This is a genomic window from Arthrobacter sp. LT660, assembly GCF_056172845.1.
This window is the reverse complement of record NZ_CM149651.1, coordinates 3,346,270-3,371,444: the sequence shown is the minus strand read 5'-3', so window position 1 is coordinate 3,371,444 and position 25,175 is coordinate 3,346,270. Positions and strand designations below refer to the sequence as shown.

At 69.9% G+C, this 25,175-nt stretch carries 24 protein-coding genes, 1 tRNA gene and 2 riboswitches; of the genes, 9 read left to right on the top strand and 16 right to left on the bottom strand.

Going from position 1 to position 25,175, the window contains the following annotated elements; all coding sequences use genetic code 11:
• The 8 genes from AC0QSG_RS15750 to AC0QSG_RS15715 all read right to left on the bottom strand — a co-directional run bounded on the left by AC0QSG_RS15750 (position 1) and on the right by AC0QSG_RS15715 (position 9,289).
• Positions 1–2,328, bottom strand: a complete 2,328-nt coding sequence (locus tag AC0QSG_RS15750) for an FdhF/YdeP family oxidoreductase (protein WP_475376084.1) — start codon at positions 2,326–2,328, stop codon at positions 1–3.
• Complete coding sequence (fdhD, locus tag AC0QSG_RS15745) at positions 2,325–3,182, bottom strand: formate dehydrogenase accessory sulfurtransferase FdhD (RefSeq protein ID WP_475376083.1); 858 nt, start codon at positions 3,180–3,182, stop codon at positions 2,325–2,327. The genes AC0QSG_RS15750 and fdhD overlap by 4 nt, the downstream gene beginning before the upstream one ends.
• Positions 3,183–3,249: 67 nt before the next feature.
• Entirely contained in the window at positions 3,250–4,458 is a 1,209-nt protein-coding gene (locus AC0QSG_RS15740) for a molybdopterin molybdotransferase MoeA (RefSeq protein WP_475376082.1), read from the bottom strand.
• Complete coding sequence (locus AC0QSG_RS15735) at positions 4,458–5,420, bottom strand: NTP transferase domain-containing protein (protein ID WP_475376081.1); 963 nt, start codon at positions 5,418–5,420, stop codon at positions 4,458–4,460. The genes AC0QSG_RS15740 and AC0QSG_RS15735 overlap by 1 nt, the downstream gene beginning before the upstream one ends.
• Entirely contained in the window at positions 5,417–5,914 is a 498-nt protein-coding gene (locus AC0QSG_RS15730) for an HNH endonuclease (protein WP_435727082.1), read from the bottom strand. Before AC0QSG_RS15730 ends, AC0QSG_RS15735 begins: the two co-directional genes overlap by 4 nt.
• Positions 5,915–6,139: 225 nt before the next feature.
• On the bottom strand, positions 6,140–6,907 hold the full coding sequence (locus tag AC0QSG_RS15725; RefSeq protein ID WP_475376080.1) for a C40 family peptidase: 768 nt from the start codon (positions 6,905–6,907) through the stop codon (positions 6,140–6,142).
• A gap of 105 nt (positions 6,908–7,012) precedes the next feature.
• Positions 7,013–7,171: riboswitch (cyclic di-AMP (ydaO/yuaA leader) on the bottom strand.
• A 148-nt stretch (positions 7,172–7,319) separates the two neighbouring features.
• Positions 7,320–8,315, bottom strand: coding sequence for a M23 family metallopeptidase (locus AC0QSG_RS15720; protein WP_475376079.1), 996 nt, complete (start codon positions 8,313–8,315; stop codon positions 7,320–7,322).
• A 3-nt stretch (positions 8,316–8,318) separates the two neighbouring features.
• Positions 8,319–8,515, bottom strand: a riboswitch (cyclic di-AMP (ydaO/yuaA leader).
• A 78-nt stretch (positions 8,516–8,593) separates the two neighbouring features.
• Entirely contained in the window at positions 8,594–9,289 is a 696-nt protein-coding gene (locus tag AC0QSG_RS15715) for an iron-dependent transcriptional repressor DtxR (RefSeq protein ID WP_475376078.1), read from the bottom strand.
• Between the two features lie 174 nt (positions 9,290–9,463).
• Here AC0QSG_RS15715 and serC point away from each other — a divergent pair, with 174 nt between their 5' ends.
• Entirely contained in the window at positions 9,464–10,582 is a 1,119-nt protein-coding gene (gene serC / locus AC0QSG_RS15710; RefSeq protein ID WP_475376077.1) for a phosphoserine transaminase, read from the top strand.
• A gap of 61 nt (positions 10,583–10,643) precedes the next feature.
• Here serC and AC0QSG_RS15705 read toward each other — a convergent pair whose 3' ends face one another.
• Both AC0QSG_RS15705 and AC0QSG_RS15700 read right to left on the bottom strand, forming a co-directional pair.
• On the bottom strand, positions 10,644–11,069 hold the full coding sequence (locus tag AC0QSG_RS15705) for a DUF3027 domain-containing protein (RefSeq protein WP_435727087.1): 426 nt from the start codon (positions 11,067–11,069) through the stop codon (positions 10,644–10,646).
• 4 nt (positions 11,070–11,073) lie between these two features.
• Positions 11,074–11,457, bottom strand: a complete 384-nt coding sequence (locus AC0QSG_RS15700) for a cold-shock protein (RefSeq protein WP_435727088.1) — start codon at positions 11,455–11,457, stop codon at positions 11,074–11,076.
• A gap of 188 nt (positions 11,458–11,645) precedes the next feature.
• Here AC0QSG_RS15700 and AC0QSG_RS15695 point away from each other — a divergent pair, with 188 nt between their 5' ends.
• The 5 genes from AC0QSG_RS15695 (at position 11,646) to AC0QSG_RS15675 (ending at position 15,643) form a co-directional block, all read left to right on the top strand.
• Positions 11,646–11,873, top strand: coding sequence for a hypothetical protein (locus AC0QSG_RS15695; protein ID WP_475376076.1), 228 nt, complete (start codon positions 11,646–11,648; stop codon positions 11,871–11,873).
• A 111-nt stretch (positions 11,874–11,984) separates the two neighbouring features.
• Complete coding sequence (locus AC0QSG_RS15690; protein ID WP_475376075.1) at positions 11,985–12,695, top strand: response regulator transcription factor; 711 nt, start codon at positions 11,985–11,987, stop codon at positions 12,693–12,695.
• Positions 12,696–12,707: 12 nt separating this feature from the next.
• Positions 12,708–14,216: a sensor histidine kinase gene (locus AC0QSG_RS15685; protein WP_475376074.1), complete on the top strand. Its 1,509-nt coding sequence runs from the start codon at positions 12,708–12,710 to the stop codon at positions 14,214–14,216.
• A gap of 127 nt (positions 14,217–14,343) precedes the next feature.
• Complete coding sequence (locus tag AC0QSG_RS15680; protein ID WP_435727092.1) at positions 14,344–14,634, top strand: WXG100 family type VII secretion target; 291 nt, start codon at positions 14,344–14,346, stop codon at positions 14,632–14,634.
• Between the two features lie 109 nt (positions 14,635–14,743).
• Positions 14,744–15,643: a DUF4031 domain-containing protein gene (locus AC0QSG_RS15675; protein ID WP_475376073.1), complete on the top strand. Its 900-nt coding sequence runs from the start codon at positions 14,744–14,746 to the stop codon at positions 15,641–15,643.
• A 170-nt stretch (positions 15,644–15,813) separates the two neighbouring features.
• On the opposite strand, the gene groL is transcribed toward AC0QSG_RS15675, so the two are convergent.
• The 3 genes from groL to AC0QSG_RS15660 form a co-directional block, all read right to left on the bottom strand.
• Complete coding sequence (groL, locus tag AC0QSG_RS15670) at positions 15,814–17,451, bottom strand: chaperonin GroEL (RefSeq protein WP_435727094.1); 1,638 nt, start codon at positions 17,449–17,451, stop codon at positions 15,814–15,816.
• Positions 17,452–17,731: 280 nt separating this feature from the next.
• Entirely contained in the window at positions 17,732–18,421 is a 690-nt protein-coding gene (locus AC0QSG_RS15665) for a LytR C-terminal domain-containing protein (protein WP_475376072.1), read from the bottom strand.
• A gap of 36 nt (positions 18,422–18,457) precedes the next feature.
• Positions 18,458–18,754 carry a DUF3263 domain-containing protein gene (locus tag AC0QSG_RS15660; RefSeq protein ID WP_475376071.1) on the bottom strand — a complete coding sequence of 99 codons (297 nt, stop codon included), beginning with the start codon at positions 18,752–18,754 and terminating at the stop codon, positions 18,458–18,460.
• A gap of 113 nt (positions 18,755–18,867) precedes the next feature.
• Here AC0QSG_RS15660 and AC0QSG_RS15655 point away from each other — a divergent pair, with 113 nt between their 5' ends.
• Positions 18,868–19,626 carry a uracil-DNA glycosylase gene (locus AC0QSG_RS15655; protein WP_475376070.1) on the top strand — a complete coding sequence of 253 codons (759 nt, stop codon included), beginning with the start codon at positions 18,868–18,870 and terminating at the stop codon, positions 19,624–19,626.
• A gap of 40 nt (positions 19,627–19,666) precedes the next feature.
• Here AC0QSG_RS15655 and AC0QSG_RS15650 read toward each other — a convergent pair whose 3' ends face one another.
• Positions 19,667–21,460, bottom strand: a complete 1,794-nt coding sequence (locus tag AC0QSG_RS15650) for a threonine/serine exporter family protein (protein WP_475376069.1) — start codon at positions 21,458–21,460, stop codon at positions 19,667–19,669.
• Positions 21,461–21,671: 211 nt separating this feature from the next.
• Between AC0QSG_RS15650 and AC0QSG_RS15645 the strand changes: the two genes are divergently transcribed.
• Complete coding sequence (locus tag AC0QSG_RS15645) at positions 21,672–22,715, top strand: LLM class flavin-dependent oxidoreductase (RefSeq protein ID WP_475376068.1); 1,044 nt, start codon at positions 21,672–21,674, stop codon at positions 22,713–22,715.
• A gap of 81 nt (positions 22,716–22,796) precedes the next feature.
• Here AC0QSG_RS15645 and AC0QSG_RS15640 read toward each other — a convergent pair.
• Positions 22,797–22,873: transfer RNA gene (locus AC0QSG_RS15640), tRNA-Val, on the bottom strand.
• An 82-nt stretch (positions 22,874–22,955) separates the two neighbouring features.
• Here AC0QSG_RS15640 and AC0QSG_RS15635 point away from each other — a divergent pair.
• On the top strand, positions 22,956–23,576 hold the full coding sequence (locus AC0QSG_RS15635; protein ID WP_475376067.1) for an L-threonylcarbamoyladenylate synthase: 621 nt from the start codon (positions 22,956–22,958) through the stop codon (positions 23,574–23,576).
• A 113-nt stretch (positions 23,577–23,689) separates the two neighbouring features.
• Here the strand turns inward: AC0QSG_RS15635 and AC0QSG_RS15630 are convergent, their stop codons facing one another.
• Complete coding sequence (locus AC0QSG_RS15630; RefSeq protein ID WP_475376066.1) at positions 23,690–25,159, bottom strand: protein adenylyltransferase SelO; 1,470 nt, start codon at positions 25,157–25,159, stop codon at positions 23,690–23,692.
• Positions 25,160–25,175 lie beyond the last annotated feature (16 nt).

The following is a 25,175-nucleotide window of genomic DNA, read 5'->3' as shown; positions in this document are numbered from 1 at the left end:
TTAGAGCCTCTCGTCGAAGGTGCTTCCCGGCTCGCGCGTGTGCGGCAGGAATCGGACCATCATCGCCTTGTAGCCGGGGGTGTTCGATTCGCGCGCGACGAGCCCGCGGTGCACCAACGCGTTGGCCTCGGGGAAGTAGGCCGCCGCGCAGCCGCGGGCGGTCGGGTAGGCGACCAGCCGGAAGCGGTTGGCGCGGCGCTCGGTGCCGCCGAACGTGGAGACCACGTCCACCAGGTCCCGGTCCTTGACGCCGAGTTCGGCCAGGTCCTCGGGGTGGACCAGGATCACGCGGCGGCCGCCGGAGATCCCCCGGTAGCGGTCGTCCAACCCGTAGAAGGTGGTGTTGTACTGGTCGTGGCTGCGCATGGTCTGCAGGACCAGGTGCCCGGGCGGGGGCGTGAGGTACTCCAGCGGGCTCACCGTGAACTTGCCCTTGCCGATGTCGGTCGCGAACGTCCGCGTGTCGCGGGGCGGGTTGGGCAGCACGAACCCGTTCCTGCCCCGCACCCGGGCGTTGAAGTCCTCGAAGCCGGGCAGCACGCGGGAAATGTGGTCGCGGACCACGTCGTAGTCCTCCGCCATGGCCTTCCAGTCCACGGCGTGGTTTGGGCCGAAGACGGCCTGCGCCATGCGCCCCACGATCACGGGCTCGGCGAGGAGATGCTTGGAGATGGGCGCCAGGCGGCCCTGGCTGGTGTGCACCACGGACATCGAGTCCTCCACGGACACGAACTGCGGTCCGCCCGGGTGCTTGTCGTCGCGGTCGGTCCGGCCCAGCGTCGGCAGGATGATGGAGGTCTTGCCGTGGACCACGTGCGAGCGGTTCGGCTTGGTGGAGATGTGCACCGTGAGCCCGGCGCGGCGCATGCCGGCCTCTAGCGCCTCGGTGTCAGAGCACGCCAGCGAGAAGTTCCCTCCCATGGAAACGAACACGTCGACGTCGTTCTCCTCGAACGCCTCGACCGTCTCCGTGGAGTCGTACCCGTGGGCGCGGGGGCTTTCGATGCCGAACTCGGCGTCGATCGCGGCAAGCAGCTTCTCCGAGGGCTTCTCCCAGATACCCATGGTGCGGTCGCCCTGCACGTTGGAGTGGCCGCGGACCGGGCACGCTCCCGCGCCGGGCTTGCCGAAGTTGCCCTGCAGCAGCAGCAGGTTGACGATCTCGCGCAGCGTGTTGACGGAGTGCGGCTGCTGGGTCAGGCCCAGCGCCCAGCAGATGATGGTCCCCTTGGACTTGGCCAGCATCCCGGCGATCGCGGAGATCTCCATGCGGGAAAGCCCCGTGGCCTCCTCGGTGGCGTCCCAGTCCAGTTCGGCGCGGGCGGCCGCGTATTCGGCGAAGCCGTCGGTCTGCGCGTCGACGAAGGCGCGGTCCACGACGGAGCCGGGGACGCGTTCCTCCTCCTGCAGCAGCAGGTGCCCGAAGGCCTGGAAAAGCGCCAGGTCCCCGCCCACCTTGATCTGCAGGAACTCGTCGGCGATCGTGTCCCCGTTGCCTATTGCGCCCCTCAGCGACTGCGGATCCTTGAAGTTCAGCAGGCCCGCCTCCGGCAGCGGGTTCACGGCCACCACCTTGGCGCCCTTGCGCCGCGCGTCGGCCAACGCCGAGAGCATCCGCGGGTGGTTGGTGCCGGGGTTCTGACCGACGACGAAGATCAGCTCGGCGTGGTCGAAGTCCTCGAGGGAGACGGTTCCCTTGCCGATGCCGATGGTGGGGTTCATCGCCGTGCCGGAGGATTCGTGGCACATGTTGGAGCAGTCCGGCAGGTTGTTCGTTCCGAGGCTGCGCGCGAAGAGCTGGTACATGAACGCCGTCTCGTTGGCCGTGCGGCCCGAGGTGTAGAAGACGCAGCGGTCCGGCGTCGTGGCGTTGATGTGCTCGCCGATGGTGGCGAACGCATCCGCCCAGGAAATCGGAGAGTAGTGGGTTTCGCCCTCGCGGATGGCCATCGGCTCCGTGATGCGGCCCTGGTTGCCGAGCCAGTACTCCGTCTTCCCGGACAGTTCCTCGATGGAGTGGGAGCCCCACCAGGCGGGGTCGGCGGTCCGCGTGGTGTTTTCCTCGGCGAGCGCCTTTGCGCCGTTCTCGCAGAATTCGGCGGGCTTGCGCGCCCCGGTGATGGACTCCGGCCAGGCGCAGCCCGGGCAGTCGACGCCGTTGCGCTGGTTCACGCGCAGCATCGATCGCACCGTCCGCGAGACGCCGGCCTGAGAGAAACCGCGGTCCAGCGCGACCATCACCGCCTTGACGCCGGCCGCCGACGTCTTCGGGGCGTGGACAACGAGGTCGTTCTCGTTGATGTCATCGACGGGTGCCGATCGGTTCATGCCTTGCTCCTGGCTTCGTGGACTGCGGACGCGAGAACGCGTTCGGGGTGGGTGTAGACGTTGATGCTCTTGCCGCGGCTGAACGCGGCGAGGGTGACTCCTTCGCGGTCCGCCAACTCGACGGCCAGCGAGGAGGGCGCGCTCACGGCGGCCAGTACGGGGATGCCGGCGAGGCGGGCCTTCTGCACCAGTTCGAACGAGGCGCGGCCGGAGACCTGCAGCACGGTGTCCGCCAGAGGGAGGCGGCCTTCGCGAAGCGCCCATCCGACGACCTTGTCGACGGCGTTGTGGCGCCCCACGTCCTCTCGCAGGCACAGCAGGTTCCCTTCGGTGTCGAAGAGGCCGGCGGCGTGGACGCCGCCGGTCTTGGAGAAGAGGTCCTGGCCCGCGCGGAGCGTGTCCGGCAGTCCGAGCAGCGTCTCGAGCCGGATCACGCCGCCGGACGCGTCGAGCGGCAGGCGGGCGCTCTTGGCGACGGCGTCGATCGAGGCGGTGCCGCAGATTCCGCAGGAACTTGACGTGTACACGTGGCGGGCCAGGGACGGGTCCGGGGTTGCGGCACCCGGGCCCAGCTGGGCCTCGACGACGTTGAACGTCTGCCGCCCGTTCTCGTCCTCGCCGGCGCAGAACCGCAGGCTCTGCACATGCTCGGTGGCCCAGACAATGCCCTCCCCGTTCAGGAAGCCGGCGACCAGGTCGAAGTCGTGCCCGGGCGTGCGCATGGTGACGCTGAAGGCACGCCCGTCGACGCGGATCTCCAGCGGCTCCTCCGCCGCCATGGTCTCTTCGCGTGTGCGTTCGCCGTGTTCCAGCGACAGCCGGACGACCCTACGGCGTTGGGTCAGTCGTCCCATGGGGGCCTCCTTGCGCAACCGTGCGCCGGCCGTGGCCTGTGCCACTTCCGGCGCTATTACCGCGACGCTACCACGGTAGCGGCAGGTACGTGGCGGGCCCGCCCGCGGTCAGTCCCCCGGGCGGCACGACCAGCAGCGCGTCCGCCTCCGCGAGGCCCCGCATCATCGCCGAACCCGTGTGCCGGGCGGGCTCGAGCGTGCACGGCGGGCCGGCGGTCGCCCACTTCGCGGGGATGATCCGGTGACGCCCGGGCAGCGCCGGGTGTTCCGTGGCGCTGAACGCGTCCAGGGGGGACGACGCCGGCCGGCCGGCGGCGCCGCGGAGGGCGGGTTCCAGCAGTGTCGCCACCGCGGCGAGGGCCGCCAGCGGGTTGCCGGGCAGGCTCAGCAGCAGCCTGCCGTCGGGCAGCCGGGCCAGCAGCGCCGGGTGGCCCGGACGCACTGCGACGCCGTCGACCAGCGGCTCGGCGCCGAGGTGCCGCGCGGCGGGGCGCAGGTGGTCGAGCGCGGAACCGCCCGTGCCGCCGGTAGTCACGACGATGGAGGCTTCGCGCGCCCGCGGTCCGTCGACGGCGGCGACGGTCTCTGCGAAGTCGTCGCCGATGCGCTCCACGGAGGAGACGTGGCCTCCGAGCCCGGCCACGCATGCTGGCAGGACCGGACCGAACGCGTCCCGCACGAACCCCGGACGGGGGATGCCGGAGGTGGTGACCTCCCCTCCCGTGTACACGAGCCGGACCGGCACCTCGGGGGCGAGCAAGACGCCGTCGTGCCCGGCCAACGCGGCGACGGCGACCCCTCCCGGGCTCAGCCGTGTCCCTGCCCCCAGGAGTATCGCCCCGGTCTCCGCCTCGGTGGCGGCCGGGCGGATGTCCTTCCCGTGCGGGGGGTCGATATCGGCGCGCAAGAGGCCGCCGCAGTCCCGCAACCCGTGCTCTTGGCGCAGGACGGCAGTTGCGCCCCGGGGCAGCGCGCCGCCGGTGACGATCGGCGCGGCCTCCCCCGGCGACAGGGCATGACCGAGTTCGTCCGCCTCGGCATGCCGCCCCACCGCACCGGCCACGAGGTTCCACGGACCGCGGCCGGAGACGGCCCAGCCGTCCATCGCCGAGGACGCGTAGTGGGGCAGGGGATGCAACGCGTCCAGCGGCGCGGCCAGCACGCGGCCGGTTGCCTCGGCGAGCGGATGGACGGCGGGCGGAGGCAGGCGTTCGGCGAGCGATCGGCCCGCCTCGTATGCGCCGCGACGTGCCGCCTCCCAGTCGGCTCCGGACATCAGCTCCCGCCGTCGGCGCGTCGCTGGAGGAGCGTGCGGACCAGCGAGGCGGCCGAGGCCATGCACTGTTCCTCACTGGCCATCCCGTGCCCTGCCGCCAGCCCGGCCGCGTACCCGGCGATGTAGGTGGTCAGTGGCGCGGCCGGCCGGACCACCGTATGCGCGGCTTCTCCCGCCAAGGCCAGCACGTCGTCCGTGTCCACCGGGGCTTCAGGCAGCTCGAACGCCACCAGCAGTTCCCTCACCCACGGCTCAAGTTCCGGGTGCTCAGCCACGTTGTCCTCCTGTCGCGGCACCGCTGCGGGACCGCTCATCGTTGGGGGCAGGATGATTCCTGCGCGTCCGGCGTCCTCCCACGTGTCGATGTCGTCGTAAGCGACCCCGTCGAGGGACAAGCGGACTATCTGCACCTTAGCAAGCAGACGCATCATCGATGAGTTCGCCAGTCCGCCGGCCTCGCCCTCGGCCTCCTCGATCGCCCGGACCAGTCCGGCGGACGCGACGACGCAGCTCAACGGCTGGAGCCGCCCACCCTCGTCGACGGGCACCCAGGCTGCGTCCGCGGCGAAGTCCGCACGCGCGGCGGCCAGTACCCCGGCGACGGCCGGCCCGGACTCGATCAGGTCCGCCGCCAGCACCACCGTCAGTTCGGGCCATTCGGACGCGTCCCCGGCCAGCGCCCGCACACCCGCGGACACGGCAGCCGCGGGGCCTCCGAAGGTCGGTTCCTCGCGGGTGAGCAGCAGCGGACGGGCACGCGTCCCGGCGACGTAGCCGGCGTCGTGCCGCTCGATCACGGGCGTCAGGTCCGCCGGTCCGACCACGGCGATGCGTTCGGCCGCCGCCACGGCCCGCAGCGCGTGTTCGAGGAGGGTCTTTCCGTTGTGCACCAGGAGGGGCTTGGACCGCCCGTCGAGGCGGCGCCCCCGGCCACCCGCGACGATCACCGCATTGAATCTCATGCCGCGGCGCTCCCCAGGAACTCTTGCCAGGCGGGCGCCGGCCGCTCGAGTTCGGTGATGTACCACTGCGGGCCGCGCGGCGGCGCGGGCCTGCACCTGAGGGTCCAGCCCAGCTGCCGCAACGTCTTGTGTCCCTTGGCGCTGTTGCACGACAGGCAGCAGGCGACCAGGTTCTCCCACGTGTCCTGCCCGCCGAGCGACCTCGGGTGGACGTGGTCCACCGTGGATGCGTGGCGCCCGCAGTATCCGCAGTGGTGGCCGTCGCGCCGCAGCACCCCGCGTCGCGTGACGTGGGCGGATCCCCGGTAGGGGACCTTGATATAGCGGTTCAGCAGGATCACCGAGGGGCGTCCCATGACGCTGCGCGGTCCGACCACCGGGTCGTCGTCCTCGGCCAGCACGCTGGCCTTGCCGGACAGCACCAACAACAGCGCTCGGCGGAAGGTGACTACGGCGAGCGGCTCGTAGCCGGCATTCAGTACCAGGGTTCGCATGGGCGTTCCTCGTTGTCCTGACGAAGCCGCGGGTAACGGTGTGTTGCGCTGCTCGCGGCATTCAGCGTTGGCTTGCGAGTTCCAGCCTAATCCCGACTGCCCCAAGAGCGCTTCCCCCTGCCGATCCGACTCGCTGGAAGGCAAAAACCGTGTCAGGAACCTTATAACGCGAACGACCCCGCCCAGAGGGGCGGGGTCGATCGCGTGTGGCTGTGTGTCGTGGCGTTAGCGTGCCAGCGTGTAGTAGCCCATGAGCGGTCCGTACGGGCTGTCCGCGGGGCGGATCACGGTGCCGACGCTCGGGTTCTGGGCGCCGATGATCTCTCCGTTGCCGATGTAGATGCCGACGTGGCCTCCACCGTTCTGGAACACCAGGTCGCCCAGCTGCGGGCTGCTGGTGCGCACGAACTGGCCGGAGGCCAGGATCGCGGAGGTGCCGCGGGCGATGTCGATGCCGGCCTGGGCATAGACATACTTGATGAAGCCTGAGCAGTCCCAGCCGGAAGGCGTGTTGCCGCCCCAAACGTAGGGAGCACCTTCGAACGAGCGGGCCATGGAGGCAATGCCAGCGAGGCTTCCGTTGGGCGCTGCCTCCACTTCGGGCTCCGGCTCGGGGGCCGGTGCGGCGGCGGGAGCCGGAGCGGCTGCAGGTGCCGCGGCTGGCTCCGCCTCGACCGTGGCGGAGGCACGCGTCATCGGGGCCGCTTCGCGGTCCTCTTCGACGGTGTCTGCGACAGCGACGACGACCGGCTCCGGTTCGGGGGCCGGCTCCGGCTCCGGGGCCGGAGTGGAGGTGATGTCGGCGCGCTCGATCTTGAACTTCGCGGCCGCGGCCGCCGGAACGGCGACGGCCTTGACGGAGACGCGCTCCGCTGCCAGCGTGTTGGCCGGGACGGTTGCGGCTTCGCGGACGGCTGGCGTGGCCTGGGCGGGGACACCCAGGGTCAGGACCAGACCGGATGCGGCGGCGATAACCGCCGCCTGGCGACCCACGGATCCGGCGTTAGAGGCAACGGCCTTGGAAATGGATTCCAGGGGGTTCGAACGAACTGGGGTCGCGCGGTGACGACCTAGGGCATGACGCTTGGACACGATGTATTTACCTCTCCCAATGCCTGCGAGGTGAGCTGTCGGATTCGAGTGGGAGTCACTCGGTGCGCCGGCCGGATTCCGGCCTGGCGCACTTAACCCCAAGGATCCTTGCGGACCCAAAAGTTGGTTCCCCCGCCACTGCCAAGCGTGTAGTACGAACGGACCTCGCTGCGTGGCAGTGTTCGGCACTATGCGCGAGGGTGTTGGATCCATAGGCGATCCAGCACGTGTTCTAAGCTATCTGAAATATCTGTAAAAGTCACGTTCAGGTCACGGAATGATCTTTTTCCGGTGACGGAGGCGCGAAAAACGGTTAGAGCCAGCCGGCGGGATCGACGGCGCCGCCGTTCACCAGCACCTCGAAGTGCAGGTGGCATCCGGTGGAGTTGCCGGTGGTTCCGACGGCGGAGACGACGTCGCCGCGCTCGACCTTCTGCCCTACCGCGACGCTCAGGCTGCTGTTGTGGTTATAGGTGGTCTCCAGTCCATTGCCATGGTCGACCCGCACGCGGTTACCCGAGTGCCCGGCCCAACCTGACTGGACGACGGTCCCTGCGGCGGCGGCCTTCACCGGCGTTCCACACTGCGCCCCGTAGTCCTGGCCGATGTGCGAGACAATCCCGTATCCGGAGACCGGATCAACGCGGTTTCCGAACGGCGAGGTGATGCGGACGGAGTCCAGCGGCTGCGCCAGAACGCCACCGGTGTCCACCTTGGTGACGTCGCCGCCGGACGCCGACATCACGTGATCCAACTGTTGCTCCTCCGTGAAGGAGCTCGTCAGGGAACTGCGCACGATCTCGTAGCCGTCGGCTTTCGGGACACTGACATCGGCAACGGGGGCGGCCGTCTGCGCCACGGATTCCTCACCGGCCGGCTCTCCACCGAGATTCGGGTAGGCGGCGGCCAACGCCAGTCCGGAGACTGCGGCAACCGCGGCGATCTTGTGGCTGATCCCCAGGGACCGGCGGTGGACACGGGCCGGGTAGCCTCCGGTTGCGGCGGGGAGCGGCTCCGGCGGAGCGATGGGTTCCTGCGATTCATCCGCGGACGGCAGGCCAGGGACGCCGGTGCGGACCGTGGTCAGGGTGGGGCCGTAGCGCATCGCCGTGGCAAAGCGGCGGCCACCGCCCGGGGGCGTCGCCGTCGGCACCGCCGCGGTTTCCACGGCGCGCAGCGCGCGGCGGGATGCTCCGCGGGGACGGCGTGGCGCCTCTTGGGGCACACCGGGCTCCGGCTGGTCCCGAGGGCTGGCTTCGCGGACGGCGCTCCGGGCACTCCGGCGTCCGGGGACTTGGTTCTGAGTCAATCGACAACCTCTCAACACGCCTGCGAAGTTAGCTGTCGGATTCGAGTTTGAGATCTACTCGGCCGTGCCGTCTTGCGAGCACCGGCTTCACCCCTAGATGCCGGACAAGGTCCGACACCTGCATGAATGGGTCCTCCACCCCTGCCCGTCGTCGTGAGAACGGACCCCGGTCCGCCGGCAGGGTTAGGCGATCGGACGGGGCGGAAGAGACGAGTCCCCTCCGTTACCCAACCGTACCCGACGCGGCGGGAAAGTAACAATTTCGTTATGTACGTAACCTAACCAAGGCGGGCCACGAATACATGCGCGCTGACTTCCTGCGGGAGTTCCAGCGCGCCCTCGAGACCGGAAACCCGGACCACCACGTAGTCCCCCGCGCGCTCCAACGTGACCGAGGCGCCCGGGCGGATTCCGCCGTCGTTCAGCTGGGCCAGGAGCTCGGGGTCCACCTGGATGGTTTCCGCCAGGCGCAGGATCGTGAACGGCCCCGGGGCCCCGGAGGACAGCGCGGCGTCGAGGTTCTGCACCGGCGCGGCCGTGCCGTCGTCGGCCGGCCCTCCCAAGGCCTGCAGGCCGGGGATGGGATTGCCGTACGGGGAATCGGACGGCCGCCCCAAAAGTTCGTAGAGCCGCTGCTCCACGCGCTCGCTCATCACGTGCTCCCAGCGGCACGCCTCGTTGTGGACGTACTCCCACTCCAACCCGATCACGTCCGAAAGGAGGCGCTCGGCGAGCCGGTGCTTGCGCATCACCTCGGTGGCAAGCAGCCGTCCCGCTACCGTCAACTCCAGGTGCCTGTCCTGCGAGACGACCACCAGGCCGTCCCGCTCCATGCGGGCGACGGTCTGCGAGACCGTCGGGCCCGAGTGCCCCAACCGTTCGGCGATACGCGCACGCAGTGCCGTGATCTCCTCTTCCTCGAGTTCCAGAATGGTCCTCAAGTACATTTCGGTCGTGTCAATCAGGTCAGTCACTGCGGGGGCTCCTGTGGGCAGGCGGGTGTTCGGGAACCAGACGTCCCAACTCTACCCGCGTTAACAAACTCCTCCGGGTTCCGGATTCGGTGCGCGCTGGGAGACGATGTAAACCGTGGCGGCGGGCCCGGATGCCTCGCCGCCTTGATCCGTCCCCGGAGCGCAGGAGCCAGCATGAGCAACGACATCACCATCCCCGCCGAACTTTTGCCCGCCGACGGCCGCTTCGGCGCCGGCCCATCGAAAGTCCGTCCCGGGCAACTCGACGCGCTCGCGGCGGCCGCCAAGGTCCTGGGTACCTCCCACCGGCAGGCGCCTGTCAAGAACCTGGTCGGGAACGTCCAGGACGGCCTCGCGAGCTTCTTCTCCGCGCCGGAAGGCTACGAGGTCGTGCTCGGCGTGGGCGGATCCACGGCGTTCTGGGACGCCGCCGCGTTCTCCCTCGTCGAGCGCAAGGCGCAGCACCTTTCCTTCGGCGAGTTCGGCTCCAAGTTCGCCGCTGCCACCGACAAGGCCCCGTTCCTGGACGCCTCGAGCATTCTGAAGTCCGAGCCCGGAACGCGTCCGGAGCCGGTCGCCGAGGCGGGCGTGGACGTGTACGCGTGGCCGCAGAACGAGACGTCCACCGGCGTCGCCGCACCCGTGCGGCGCGTGCAGGGGGCCGACGACGGCGCGCTGGTACTCATCGACGCCACCTCGGCCGCCGGCGGGCTCGACGTCGACGTTGCCGAATCGGACGTCTATTACTTCGCGCCGCAGAAGAACTTCGCGTCCGACGGCGGCCTGTGGCTCGCGCTGTTCTCTCCCGCGGCACTGGAGCGCGTGGACCGCATCGCGGCCGGCGACCGCTGGGTCCCGGACTTCCTGAACCTGAAGACCGCCGTGGACAACTCGCGACTGAACCAGACCTACAACACCCCCAGCCTGTCCACGCTGGTGACGCTGAACGCCCAGATCGAGTGGCTCAACGAGAACGGCGGGCTCGAATTCGCCACCGGGCGCACCGCCGATTCGGCAGGTCGGGTTTACTCCTGGGCCGAGGCCTCGCCGGTCGCCACCCCGTACGTGGTGCGTCCGGAGGACCGGTCCAACGTCATCGCCACGATCGACTTCGACGACTCCATCGACGCCGCCGCCGTGGCCACGGTCCTGCGCGCCAACGGCATCGTGGACACCGAGCCCTACCGCAAGCTGGGTCGGAACCAGCTGCGGATCGCCACGTTCGTGGCCATCGAGCCGGACGACGTCACGGCGCTCACGCGCTGCATCGACCACGTGCTCGAGAACCTCTAGCCGCTTTCACGAAGGAAGGGCCGCGACTCGCGAGTCGCGGCCCTTCCCCTTGTCCGTCGGGTTACTCCGCGCGCCCGGCGTCCGAAGCGGCGGGCTTGTCCTGTGCGTCGGGTGTGTCCTGCGCATCGGCCGCTTCCCGGGCGGCGGCCTCCTCGGCCTCGCGCGCGGCGGCCATTTCCTCTTCGTTGACGCGGTCCGACCACGGAACCCACGGCGGCGCCAGGAGTGCGTCGGCGCCGGGCAGCAAGCCGACCTCGCTCACGGTCGGCGCCTTGCCTCGGGGCAACCGGGCCAGGGTCGCGTACCACTCCCATCCGGCGTAGGCGTCAAGCTGCGCCGAGAAGCGGTGCGTCACCAGGCGTTCGCCGTCTGCAAACGCGCCGACATGGCCGCCCAGTTGCTCGGCGGGCACGAGCTCAAGCAGCGCCTCTCGCGCCGCATCGACGGAGCCGGCGAGGACGGCGTCGAGCTTCGGGGTGCGGGCCATCGGCTCAGGCGTCCAGGTCGTCGGCGACGGCCCGAAGCACTGCCGCGATCTTGGAACCCTGGCCCTTGTCCGGGTACCGTCCCTTGCGCAGGCCGTTGGACACGCCGTCGAGCAATTTGATCAGGTCCTCGACGATCACGGCCGTCTGGTCGGCGGGCTTGCGCTTGGCACGGACCACGGACGGCGCGGCCTCGACCACGCGCGCGGTCAGCGCCTGGGCGCCCTTGCGCCCCTGCGCGATCCCGAACTCCATGCGCGTTCCGGCACGGACCTCGGTGGTTCCCACCGGAAGCGCCGACTCGTGCAGATAGACTTCCTGGCCGTCGTCGGTCACCAGGAACCCGAAACCCTTGCTGGCCTCAAACCACTTGACTTTGCCGAATGGCACTTCGCTTACCTCGTTCTAACGTATCTGCGATGCCGCCGGCACCGCTGATGGATTCCCGGCCGCTCCGCCTCGCGGCCGCGGCCGCCCGGGCGCGGAAAGGGCCGGGGAAGTCTGTTCTCCTAGGGTACGTCACGGCCAGCCAGGCTTCCGACTTTGTGGCACCCCGGCCCGCTGTTAGCTTTAAGGACGTGAATACGGTCAAAGACGGCGGCTCCGCACGCCGCTACGTACTGGCTGCGGCCGCGGCCATCGGCATCGGGTCGCTCATGTGCCTCGCGGTGATCCTCGGGTCGTACATGGTGGACGTCGCCCCGTGGGCGCCGCTTTTCGCCGTTGGCCTGTACGGGCTGCCGGTCGCGTTCCTTCTCCTCGTCGCCCTCGTGGCCATGAACATCGCCGAGCGGCGCCGCTCCTAGCCAGCCGCCCGCCCGTGCGCGACCCGCCGTGGGTCGCCCCGAACCGGCCGCCGGCCAACGCATACATCCAACATTCAGAAAACTCCCAGACTTTTCCCGCAGACTGGGAGTATGAACGCCAAGACCCCCGAGGCCAAGCTCCTGGTCGTCGACGACGAGCCCAACATCCGCGAACTGCTCTCGACCTCGCTGCGCTTCGCCGGATTCGACGTCGTTGCCGCCGCCAACGGGCGTGAGGCGCTGGAGGCCGTCGAGCGCGAGCAGCCGGACCTGGCCGTGCTGGACGTCATGCTCCCGGACATGGACGGGTTCACGGTGACCCGCCGCCTCCGCGCTGCCGGCCGGCACTTCCCCGTCCTGTTCCTCACGGCGCGCGACGACACCGAGGACAAGGTCACCGGGCTGACGGTCGGGGGCGACGACTACGTGACCAAGCCGTTCAGCCTGGACGAGGTGGTCGCTCGGATCCGCGCCGTGCTCCGCCGCACGCGGCCGCCCGGCGGCGAGGACGCCATCCTGCGCGTCGACGACCTGGAGCTCGACGACGATGCTCACGAGGTGCGCCGCGCCGGCGAAATAGTGGACTTGTCCCCCACCGAATTCAAGCTCCTGCGGTATCTCATGATGAACCCCAACCGGGTCCTGTCCAAGGCGCAGATCCTGGACCACGTCTGGGAATACGACTTCAACGGCGACGCCTCGATCGTCGAGTCCTACATCTCCTACCTCCGCCGCAAGATCGACGCGCGCGAGGACTGGGCGCCCATGATCCAGACCAAGCGGGGCGTGGGATACCTCCTCCGAACCGCAGAGCGGCGCTAGGCGGCGCCGATCGTGCAGGCTTTGACGAGGCTGTTCCGCCAGACGTCCCTGAGGTCCAAGCTGGTGGCGCTGATGGCGATGCTGATGATGTGCGGCGTCGTCGTCACGGCGATGGCGGCCTCGGGGGCGCTGAACACCCTGCTCCTGCGGGAGATGGACCGGGACCTCGTGGGCAACAGCGATTCGGTATCGGACATCATGTGGAGCGCCATGAACGACCAGCTCAGCACCGACCCCCAGAACATGCTCCGCTGGCAGAACATCTCCTCGCTCCGATTCCACGGGACCATCCGCGACGCGGACGGCAACGTGCAGTACGTCCTGCCGCGGACGGCCTCCGAACAGGGGGACGCGCCGGTGCTGGAGGCGCACCCGGTGGAGCAGGTGGCGGCTGAGGGTGGACGGCGCTTCAGCGTCCCCGGCACGGCGCCCGCCTCCGAGGGGTGGCGGGTGAGCCAGATCGCGATGGCCAGCGGGGAGGGATACATCACCGTCGCCCTGCCGCTACGGAGCGTGCACACCACGGTCGACCAGGCCAGATGGACGATGCTGTTGACGGGAGTCCTGGCCACCTTGGCGATGTCCCTGATCGCCTACGGCGTGACGAGCCGGGCGTTCCGGCCCCTGGTCCGCGTCGAGCGGACCGCCGCGGCCATCGCCGCCGGCGACCTGTCCCGGCGCGTCGAGGAGTACCCGTCGGAAACGGAAGTGGGCAGGCTCTCACGGTCCCTGAACGCCATGCTCGCCCACATCGAGCACGCCTTCCGAGGAAGAGCTGCGTCCGAGCGGAAGATGCGCCGCTTCGTGCAGGACGCGTCGCACGAGCTGCGCACGCCCCTGGTCACGATCCAGGGGTATTCGGAGCTCTACCGCCATGGCGGCCTGAGCGACCCGGAGCAGCTGAGCACCGCCATGGGTCGCATCGAGGGCGAGGCCAAACGCATGGGCCAACTCGTCGAGGACCTCCTGACGCTGGCGCGCCTCGACGAGCACCGCCCCATGGAGCGCCGGCCGGTCGACCTGCTTCTGCTGGCCACCGACGCGACCGAGGACGCGCGTGCCAGCGCTCCGGAACGCGCCGTCCGCGTCGTCGGCCTGGATGGAGGCAAACCGGGAAACGCGCCGACCGCCGGGGACGAGGCGCGGCTGCGGCAGGTCGTCGCGAACCTCATGACCAACGCGCTGCGGTACACACCGGAGGATAGCCCCATCGAGATCGCAGTGGGGGTCCTGCCCGTGATCGACGGCAGATCGGACGCGGTGCTGGAGGTGCGCGACCACGGGCCCGGCATTCCCGAGGACGACGCCTCCCGCGTGTTCGAGCGCTTCTACCGGGCGGACAGCTCGCGGCAGCGCCAGACCGGGGGGACCGGTCTGGGATTGGCCATCGTCGCCGCGATAGCCGCTCAGCACGACGGTGCGGTCCGGCTGAACGAGACCCCGGGTGGCGGGGCGACCCTTTCGGTCCACCTGCCGCTGGTGCCCCTGGAGGACTCCCCCACCCCCGGCGCGGACGCCTAGTTATCCACAATCGGGCCGTCTCCCGCCCGGGCCTCGCCTGACGCCCCTAGTGTCGTGGGGAAGGCGCCGTCCGGCGCCGTCACCCCGGGACCCACGCGGGGACAGCGATGACAAGCAAGGGGACACCATGAGCAACTTTGCCGCCAACACCTCCGAAATGCGCAACAAGGCCATGGCCGTGCAGGGGACCATCGAACGCCTGCGCGCCGAGGTCAACACCATGCAGGGCGGATTGCGTGAACTCGAATCGACGTGGCAGGGGGCCGCCGCCGCGAATTTCCAAGGCGTCGTCGCCGACTGGCGTGCCACCCAGCTTCGGGTCGAGGAGTCCCTCTCCGGCATCAACACCGCGCTCGCCCGCGCCTCGCAGCAGTACGACGACGCCGAGGCCGCCAACGCCAGCATGTTCACCTACTAGGCGCCGGGACCTACCTGACGTCCCGGAGTCGCCGCGTCCATTCCGAGCGCCCGTCGGGACCGTCCGTTCACGGCCCCGGCGGGCATCCGCCCCGGAGTAGGCTGACGGCGTGGCCATCCTTATCGACCCGCCCCTGTGGCCGGCGCACGGTACCGTCTTCTCGCATCTCGTTTCGGACGTCTCACTAGAGGAGCTCCACCGCTTCGCCGAGCTGGCGGGACTGCCCGGTCGCGCGTTCGACAGGGACCACTACGACGTTCCGCAGAGGCGCTACGAGGCCCTCGTTGGCCAGGGCGCCGTCCCGGTCTCCGCGACGGAACTGGTCCGGCGGCTCGTGCGCAGCGGGCTCCGCGTCCCGGCGCGGCAGCGGCCGGAGAAGCTGGACCGGATCCTCCTGGCCTCCTGGGACAAGCTGGTCCCCACGGTTCCCTCCGTGGGCCGCGAACTGCTGATCCGGTGGTCGGAGGACCACCGCCACTACCACGACCGCGCCCACCTGCTGGCCGTGCTGCGGGCGCTGGATCTTTTGGCGGCGCGGGGAGAGTCAGCCGGCGCCCACCCGCGCGCCCCGTGGCTGGCGGCGTGGTTCCACGATGCCGTCTATGCGGGCGTCGCGGGGGCCGACGAGGACGACTCGGCGCAACTCGCAGAGCGCCTGCTGGGCCGAGCGGGCCTGCCCCCGGCGGAGGTGGCCGAGGCGGCACGGCTGGTTCGGCTCACCGCCGGACATCGGCCAGCCCCGGACGACGCTGCGGGAAGGCTGTTGTGCGACGCGGACCTCGAGGTGCTGGCGCGTCCCCCGGCGGAGTACGGCCGCTATGTCGCGGCCGTCCGCCGCGACTATGCCCACGTTCCGGACGCGGCATTCGCCGCGGGCCGCGCAGGTGTCCTGAGGTTCCTTTTGGATGTGGGTCCCCTGTACGGAACGACCGTCGGCCGGGAACTCTGGGAAGCGTCCGCGAGGGCAAACCTGCGCAGCGAGCTGGCCGGCCTCGAGCGACTGCCGTAGGCCCCGGCACCGCAGCCGACGCCGGCAGGCGAACGGATCGCCGTAGGCCCGAACCATGTTCGAACGACCACATCACGCCGATGGCCGCGGCCCCCGCCTGGGGAACCGCGGCCATCGTTGTCCGGTCATCGACCGGGGCGTTCGGGTGGTGCCGCCGGAGCGGCGGGTGGCTAGAAGCCGCCCATGCCGCCCATGCCGCCCATGTCGTCGCCACCGGGCATGGCCGCAGCGGCCTTTTCCGGCTTGTCGGCGACAACGGCCTCGGTGGTGAGGAACAGCCCTGCGATCGACGCGGCGTTCTGCAGAGCGGAGCGCGTGACCTTCACCGGGTCGTTCACGCCCGCGGCCAGCAGGTCCTCGTAGACGCCCGTGGCGGCGTTCAGGCCGTGGCCCGAAGGCAGGCCCTTGACCTTGTCGGCGACGACGCCCGGCTCCAGGCCGGCGTTGAAGGCGATCTGCTTCAGCGGAGCCTCGACGGCAACCTTGACGATGTTCGCGCCGGTCGCCTCGTCGCCCTCGAGCTGCAGCTTGGCGAACGCGCGCTCGCCGGCCTGGAGGAGGGCCACGCCGCCACCGGCGACGATGCCCTCTTCGACGGCGGCCTTCGCGTTGCGGACGGCGTCTTCGATGCGGTGCTTGCGCTCCTTGAGCTCGACCTCGGTCGCCGCGCCGGCCTTGATGACGGCAACGCCACCGGCCAGCTTGGCGAGGCGCTCCTGCAGCTTCTCGCGGTCGTAGTCCGAGTCCGAGTTCTCGATCTCGGCGCGGATCTGGCTGACGCGTCCGGCGATCTCCTCGGCGTCGCCGGCACCCTCGACGATGGTGGTCTCGTCCTTGGTGACGACGACCTTGCGCGCCTGGCCCAGCAGGTCCAAGGTGGCGGTCTCGAGCTTGAGGCCGACCTCCTCGGAGATGACCTGGCCACCGGTGAGGATGGCGATGTCGGCCAGCATGGCCTTGCGGCGGTCGCCGAAACCCGGGGCCTTGACGGCCACGGACTTGAACAGGCCGCGGATCTTGTTGACGACCAGCGTGGCCAGGGCCTCGCCCTCGATGTCCTCGGCGATGATCAGCAGCGGCTTGCCGGACTGCATGACCTTCTCCAGGACCGCGACGAGGTCCTTGACGTTGGAGATCTTCGAGTTGACGATCAGGATGTACGGGTCCTCGAGGACCGTTTCCTGGCGCTCGGCGTCGGTGACGAAGTAGGCCGAGATGTAGCCCTTGTCGAAGCGCATGCCCTCGGTCAGCTCGAGGTCCAGCCCGAAGGTGTTGGACTCCTCGACCGTGATGACGCCTTCCTTGCCGACCTTGTCCAGCGCCTCCGCGATGAGCTCGCCGATCTGGTTGTCGCCGGCGGAGATGGACGCCGTGGCGGCGATCTGTTCCTTGGTCTCGATTTCCTTGGCGGAGGCGACCAGCTCGGCCGTCACTGCCGCGACGGCCTTCTCGATCCCGCGCTTGAGGCTCAGCGGGTCAGCGCCGGCGGCAACGTTGCGCAGGCCTTCCTTGACCAGCGCCTGCGCGAGAACGGTGGCGGTGGTGGTTCCGTCGCCGGCGACGTCGTCCGTCTTCTTGGCAACTTCCTTGACGAGCTCGGCACCGATCTTCTCGTACGGGTCCTCGAGCTCGATCTCCTTGGCGATGGACACGCCGTCGTTCGTGATCGTGGGTGCGCCCCACTTCTTCTCGAGAACGACGTTGCGGCCACGCGGGCCGAGGGTCACCTTGACGGCGTCGGCCAGGGTGTTCAGGCCCCGTTCGAGGCCGCGGCGTGCTTCCTCGTCAAATGCAATCATCTTGGCCATGGCGGCTTGTGGTCCTTTCGGGACAGTCATGCGTTTTCATGGGCCGGAGGCAACGCCCGCGACGGACGGCAGCCGGGTGGCGCTTTCGGTACGCCAACCGGACTTCCTCGCTGCAACTGGCCAGGGGTTCACCCGGCGCCCCGCGAAAGATCGTGGCCCATACGACGTCGTCGATGGACTCTTGGCAGTCACGGCACCCGAGTGCTAAATCAATTATTGGCACTCTCGCCCCGAGAGTGCAAGCGCGGCGCCCAATTCGCCACGGATTGGCCGGGCGGAACTAGCTGTAGTCGCGGCCGAGCACCACGGAGATCTCCGTGGGGATGTTCGGCGTTTGGAAGACCGTGGCGATGCCCAGGACCCGTGCGGCCTCCTGGGCCGTGGAGCGCGAGGACTCGGAGCGGAAGTAGACCACCGACACGTTTTCCTGCCGGGACCAGTTCGCCGCGCTGATGGACGTGAACCCGCCGTTGCGCAGGCTCGACGCCACCGAACCGGCCAGCCCGGAGCGCCCTGCTCCGTTGTAGACGCCGATGGGCGCCGACCGGTCGACGGCGCCGGCGGCCTCGCTGGACTCCTCCGGCTCGTCGGATTCCTCGGGCTCCGGCGATGCCTCGGGCTCCTCGGACTCAGATTCCGGTGCCTCGGACTCGACCGGCTCGGACTCCGCGGTCTCGGACTCCGCGGTCTCGGACTCGGCGGGCTCGGATTCCGCGTCGCTGGTGTTCGCGGCATCGGAGCTCGCGGCCGGGGCGCCCGCGGAGTCCCCGGGGGAAGCGGTCGGCGTGCCGGTCATCTGGGGCAGGACGAAGAACGAGAACAGTCCGACCAGCAGCGCGAGGACCCCGACGCCCATCAACAGGCCCAGGCCCGGGCGCTTGGCGGTGCCCGCGGTCTCGGCCCGGTGGACCCCGTTGCGGTCGGTGAACTCCGGAACCCTGTCGAATTCGTCGTTCGCGTACTTGCTCATCGTTGTCCTTGGATCTGATCGGTACGTCGGCGCCAGCTACGCCTCCGTGGCCAGCCTGCGCGCGCTTCGGGCCCGGTGGCGGGTTGAACGTAGTCTACGCAATCTCTTCACCAGCATGGGATCGTGCGCGAGCGCCGCCTCGGTGTCGATAAGCGCGTTGAGCACCTGGTAGTAGTTCGCCGCGGAGAGGTCGAACAGCTCGCGGATGGCCTGCTCCTTGGCACCGGCGTACTTCCACCACTGCCGTTCCAGTGCCAGCATGCGCTGGGCGCGCTCGTCGAGGTCGCTCTCGGGATCCACGGCGAATCCCGGTTCGGTCTCTTCCGCTGCCACAACGTTCCTCCCGGTCCACTGCCGCGCGGGCGCGGGGCACGCCTCCCATGGTAGTTCCGAATCACAGGGTTGTCATTTGAACGGACCGTCCCCGCGCGCGGCAGAATGAACGGATGCACGATTCACCGGACGCACCCGAACAGCATCCGCTTTTTGCGTTGCCGCCAGCTCCGCGGGGCGAGGACATCCCCGCGGGCCCGCGCTTGGCGGCGGGCATGGCCCCGGATTGGGCCCGCGCACTCGAGCCCGTCGCCGGCCACATCGAGGCCATCGAGGCCGACCTCCTGCGGCGGCGCGAAGCGGGCGAGAACGTGCTCCCCGCGCCGACGAACATCCTTCGCGCCTTCACCCGCCCGCTGGAGTCCGTCAAGGTCCTCGTCGTTGGGCAGGACCCCTATCCGACGCCGGGGCACGCGATCGGGCTCAGCTTCGCGGTCCAGCCAGACGTCCGGCCACTGCCGCGGAGCCTCGCGAACATCTACCGGGAGCTGGCGGACGACGTCGGTGCCACTCCCCCGCCGCACGGCGATCTGTCCGCCTGGGCGGACCAGGGAGTGCTGCTGCTGAATCGCGTCCTCACTGTCTCCGCCGGCTCGGCGGGCTCCCACAGGGGGCTGGGCTGGCAGGCCGTGACCGATGCCGCCGTCGCCGCCCTCGCGGGCCGCGGGCTTCCGCTGGTGTCCATCCTCTGGGGCCGGGACGCGCAGGCCGTCGAACCGCTGCTGGCCGGCACCGCTGTCATCCACAGCGCACACCCCTCGCCATTGTCCGCGCGGCGCGGCTTCTTCGGTTCCCGCCCGTTCAGCCGCGCCAACGAACTGCTCGCCGCGCAGGGCGCGAGTGGCGTGGATTGGCGCCTGCCGGCGTCGTAAGTCGGCGCGCGGTAGCCGGAGGAGGCCGTGGAAGAGGGTGTCAGCGGCGGCGGATCCGGCGTCGTTCGTGGCTGCTCCAGCCCTTGGTGAGCGGCCGGGCGATGGTGTCGCCCAGCACCACGCCGCCCGCCGTGGCGAGGATGATGGTGAACGCGTTGAACATCTCCACGAGGCCGGCCGTCATGTCGTCGCTGTCGATCGCGATCCCGTACATGGCGCGGAAGATCATCAGCCCGGGCAGCAAAAAGACGATCGCGGGCACGGCGACCACCAGCTGAGGAGCCCCCATCTTCATGGCGACCCAACGCCCCGCCGCTCCGACGACGGCGGCGGCTATGGCCGGGGTCAGCCGCTGGCCGACGCCGATCGTCTCGGAACCGACCAGTGCCAGATACCCCAGCAGCGCGACGCCTGCGGTGGGCAGCACCAGGTTGTGGGCGCTTTGTTCGAAGACGGAGGCACAGGCCACCGCGAAGCCCACCAGCAGCACCAGCAGCCACGTCGGATACGCGATTTGGTCGATCCGGGCGATGTCCAGCTCCCCGATGCCGGCAAGCGCGCCGAGCACCAGCCCCACGACGATGCCGGCAACGATGCCTCCGTAGATGATCATGGCGGAGAAGAAACGGCCCGCCGCCGTGACGGGGAAGCCATTGATCGCGTCTTGGACCGCGGAGACGAACCTCGAGGACGGAAGCAGCAGCATGATGCCGCCGGCCACGACGATGGCCGGGGAGATCGGCACGCTGAGCGCCCACATGACCATGGCGATGCTGGTCATGGCCAGGGACCCGAGCCCGACGGCGAAGAACTCCGGAACTCGCCACCGGCCGGCGACCTTAAGCACCTGGGTGACGAGGCAGAATGACGCGAAACCAACCAGCGCACCGATCCACGATCCGCCGATGAACAGGACGAACGCGGCCGTGAACCCGCCGCCCGCGGCAGTGACCATCCAGCGGGGGAACGGCTTGGGCCGGTGGGTGATGTCGTCCAGGCGGTCCACCGCCTGCTGCCGCGTGACGCCGCCGGCCACGATCTCGGAGACCAGCTGGTGGAGCAGCGCCAGGCCGGCGTAGTTGCTGGTCCACGAACGGACCACGCGCAGGATGGTCAGCGGAATCTGGTCGGCCGGCGCATAGTTCAGGAGGATCGACTGGTTGGTGATATCCACGTCCACGTGGCGCAGCCCCAGCGAGGCGGTGACCGCGATGATGCTCGTCTCCGCCTCGAGGGCGCCGGCACCGTAGCGGAACATGGCCTCGGCGAGGTCCAGGGCGAACTCCAGCGTCTTGCGCGCGCTGGCCTCCTGGGCGCCGACCTGGATTGTCGGGTTCGCATAGGGGCTTCCGACCAGCCGGTCGACGATGGAGAACGCCTGCGTGGGCGGCGCCTCGGACTCCATGAGGCGCGCCAGCATGCGACGGGCAGCCGGGCTGGCCCTGGGGACGGGCCGGGCGACGGCGGGATCGATCGGCGCCGTGGGAGCCGTTCCCGGCCCCGGACGCGGCACGCCCCAGAGAAGGCGGTTCTTGGAGGTGTTCCTCGCGGGCTTGCGGCCACGGTCCTGCTGCTGGGCGCCGGGGTACGGATCCAGGGCCGGCTCGGAATCGGCCGGAAGGTCCGCCTCGTCCCAGTCGGGCTCGGTCTTCAAGCGGTCGTCGGGGGACCCCGGCAGGTCGGCGCTTCCGGTCGGCAGCACGGCCTCGGTGCGCCGCGTCAGGGTGTGCTTCATTTCCGACGTCGTGACGCGCGGCATCGCCCCGGCGCGCGGGTGCGGATCGGGCGTTCCGCCCACTCCGGGGGTGGTGTCCTGGGTGTTGCTCGGGGACACGTGGTCTCCTGTCCTGCGGTGCTTGGTGACTCCACTGTACAACCGGCAAACAGTGGTGTAGCCGGCCCAGGGGGCGGCCCCGGCGAGTGCTTCGTCACGGTCTCCGGAGCGCCCGTCCCGGACGCACCCCGGGGCTTTCCCCGCGCCGGGGAATACCCGGCTTGCGACGCCGGTTATTGCATGCAGTTGCATATATCAAAGGAGTCCATCCATGGGACAACAGCTCGAAATCGGCGTCGAAACCTTCGGCGACGTCACGGACGGCCCCGACGGCCAGCCGCTCCACCATGCCCAGGTCCTGCGTAACATCCTCGCGGAGGCACGCGCCGCCGAGCAGTCGGGGCTGGACTTCTTCGGCGTCGGCGAGCACCACCGCCCGGACTACGCCGTGACCGCCCCGGAGGTCGTCCTCGGTGCCATCGCCGGCCAGACGGAGCGCATCCGGCTCGGCTCGGCGGTGACGGTGCTCAGCTCGGACGATCCGGTGCGCGTGTTCCAGCGTTTCGCCACGGTGGACGGGCTGTCCAACGGACGCGCCGAGGTGATCCTGGGACGTGGCTCATTCATCGAGTCCTTCCCGCTCTTCGGATACGACCTGAAGGACTACGAGGTCCTGTTCGAGGAGAAACTGGCGCTTTTCGCCAAGCTCCTGGCGGAGCAGCCGCTCACTTGGCACGGGACCACCCGTCCGGGACTGTCCGGACAGCGCGCCTACCCGAACACCGAATCGGGCCGGCTCGGCGCGTGGGTGGGTGTCGGCGGCAGCCCGGAATCGGTCGTCCGCGCGGCGCGGCACGGACTGCCCCTGTTCATGGCCATCATCGGAGGGGACCCGCTGGCGTTCGAGGGGCTGGGACGCCTCTACCGGCGCTCCCTCGAGGAGTTCGGGCACCAGCCGCAACCAGTCGGCGCGCACGTGCACGGCTTCGTGGCGGAGACCGACGAGGAGGCCCTGGACACCCTCTGGCCGCACTACGAGCGCGTCATGAACAAGCTCGGCTCCGAACGGGGCTGGCCGCCGGCATCGAAAATGCGCTTTCAGGCGTCGGCCGGGCCCGCGGGCAACCTCTTCGCGGGCTCGCCCGAGACGGTGGCCAAGAAGTTCGTTCGGGCCGCGAAGGGCCTGGGGCTCTCGCGCCTGGACATCAAGTACAGCAACGGCTCGCTCCCCCACGCGGACATGGTCCGCAGCATCGAACTGCTCGGGACCAGGGTCAAGCCGCTCGTCTTGGACATGATGGCGGACGGGTCGTAACCGGACGGCGCGCGCGTCGCCGCCGTCGGCTAGGTTCAAAACGAGGAGGGCCCCCGCCGCGGCGGGGGCCCTCCTCGTTGCTGGTGGTTCTTACTGGACTCGAACCAGCGACCTTTCGCGTGTGAAGCGAACGCTCTAACCAACTGAGCTAAAGAACCGAACTTCGTGCGCCACGCGGGCGTACCCAGCAAGGGTACCGGAGCCGCGGCGGGCCCGCCAAATCCGGCGTATGCTCGGCTGATGGCCCGCTTTCTCGATGTGCACCCGGACAATCCCCAGCCGCGACTGATCGGCCAGGCGGTGGATATGCTCCGCTCCGGCGGCCTGATCGTCTACCCCACCGACTCCTGCTACGCGTTCGGCGCCCAAATGGGCAACAAGGACGCGCTGGACCGGATCCGCACCATCCGCCGGCTAGACGACAAGCACCACTTCACGCTGGTCTGCAAGGACTTCGCGCAGCTGGGGCAGTTCGTGGAAATCAACAACATGGTCTTCCGCAGCATCAAGGCCGTCACTCCCGGCAGCTACACCTTCATCCTGCCGGCCACCAAGGAGGTCCCCCGCCGCCTTCTCCACCCGAAGAAGAAGACGGTCGGCGTCCGCATCCCGGACCACGCGGTGACGCAGGCGCTGCTGGCCGAACTCGGCGAACCGCTCCTGTCCAGCACACTGCTCCTCCCCGACGAGGACGAACCCATGACCCAGGGCTGGGATATCAAGGAACGCCTCGACCACGTGGTCGACGCCGTCATCGACTCCGGCGACTGCGGCGCCGAGCCGACGACGGTCGTCGACTTCTCCGGCGGCACGGCGGAAGTGGTCCGCGTCGGCATGGGAGACCCCACCCGCTTCGAATAGCCCTCCCCCACCCCCCGAAGTGGACACTTCCTAGGTTAATTACCCGTGGTTATGTCCACTTCGCGAGGCGGGGCGGGCGGGGCTGGGTCGGTGCAGGACTGGGCTGGGATGGGCTAGGTTCCGCAGAAAGTCCGGTAGTTTCCGAAATCCTCGGGTGCGGGCGCGGCGTAGCGCTCGAGCCCGGTTCGTTCCTCGAAGGGCGCGGTCACCGCGTCCAACAGCTTCGAGAGCGGCTCCAGGTCTCCGGCGGTCGCCGCGGCGAGGGCCTCCTCCACGAGGTGGTTCCGCGGGATATACGCCGGGTTTGCGCGGTCCGCCGCGTCGCCGTCCGGGCCCAACAGCCTCCAGCGTTCCAGCCAGGCTTCCGCGCCCCCTTCGTCCCCGGCGTCCGCGGCTGGGAACAGCGCGCGGAACCGCGCGTCGCCGCCCCGGGCGGCGGCGCCGAGGCTGCGGTAAAACGAGGTGTGGTCCACCCGCGCCCCGGCGAGCAGCGCCGGAAGCTCGCCGGACAGCGCCGCCGTCGCGTCGTCGTCGGGCAGCCCCAGCTTGTCCGCCATCACTGCCGCGTAGGCGGCGTTGTAGGCCGGCCGGAACGTGCCGAGCTGCTCGACGGCGAGTTCCACCGCCCGGTCGCGGTCCTCGTCGAACAGCGGCAGGAGCGCCTCCGCGAGCCGCGCGAGGTTCCACTCGGCGACCACCGGCTGGCTCCCGTAGGCGTAGCGCCCGCCCGAGTCGATGGAGCTGTACAGGGCGGCCGGGTCGTAGGCGTCCATGAACGCGCACGGGCCGTAGTCGATGGTCTCGCCCGAGATGGTCATGTTGTCCGTGTTCATGACGCCGTGGACGAACCCCACCAGCATCCAGCGCGCCACCAGGGACGCCTGCGCCGCGACGACCTCCCGGAACAGCGCGAGGGCCGGGTTCTCCTCCCCGGCGGCCCACGGATAGTGGCGGTCTATGGCGAAGTCCGCCAGCCGGCGGAGCAGGTCGGTGTCCCCGCCGGCGGCGACGAACTGGAACGTGCCGACGCGCAGGTGACTGGCCGCGACGCGGGTCAGCACGGCGCCGGGCAGTTCCGTCTCGCGCCGGACGGTGCTCCCGGTCTCGACGACGGCGAGCGAGCGCGTCGTGGGGATTCCCAGGGCGTGCATCGCCTCGGCGACGACGAATTCGCGCAGCATGGGCCCGACGGCGGCCAGCCCGTCCCCGGCGCGGGCGAACGGCGTGGCGCCGGAACCCTTCAGGTGGATGTCCCGCAGCGTCCCGTCTGCCGCGGAGACCTCGCCGAGCAGGAGCGCGCGCCCGTCCCCGAGCCGCGGCGAATACGATCCGAACTGGTGTCCCGCGTAGCCCTGCGCCACCGGAGTCGCGCCGTCGGGGACGGCGTTGCCGACCAGGAGGCGCAGGCCCTCCGCGGTCCGGAGCGCCGCCGGGTCCAGACCGAGTTCTTGGGCCAGCGGCTCGTTCAACGCGAGCAGGCGGGGTTCGGCGACCTCGGCGGCCTCCCACGGGATGGCCAATTCGGGCAGTTCGCGGGCGAAGCGTCCCCCGAGCGCGATGCCTGGCTGGAGTGGAGTCCTCATCCTTCGAGGGTACTCC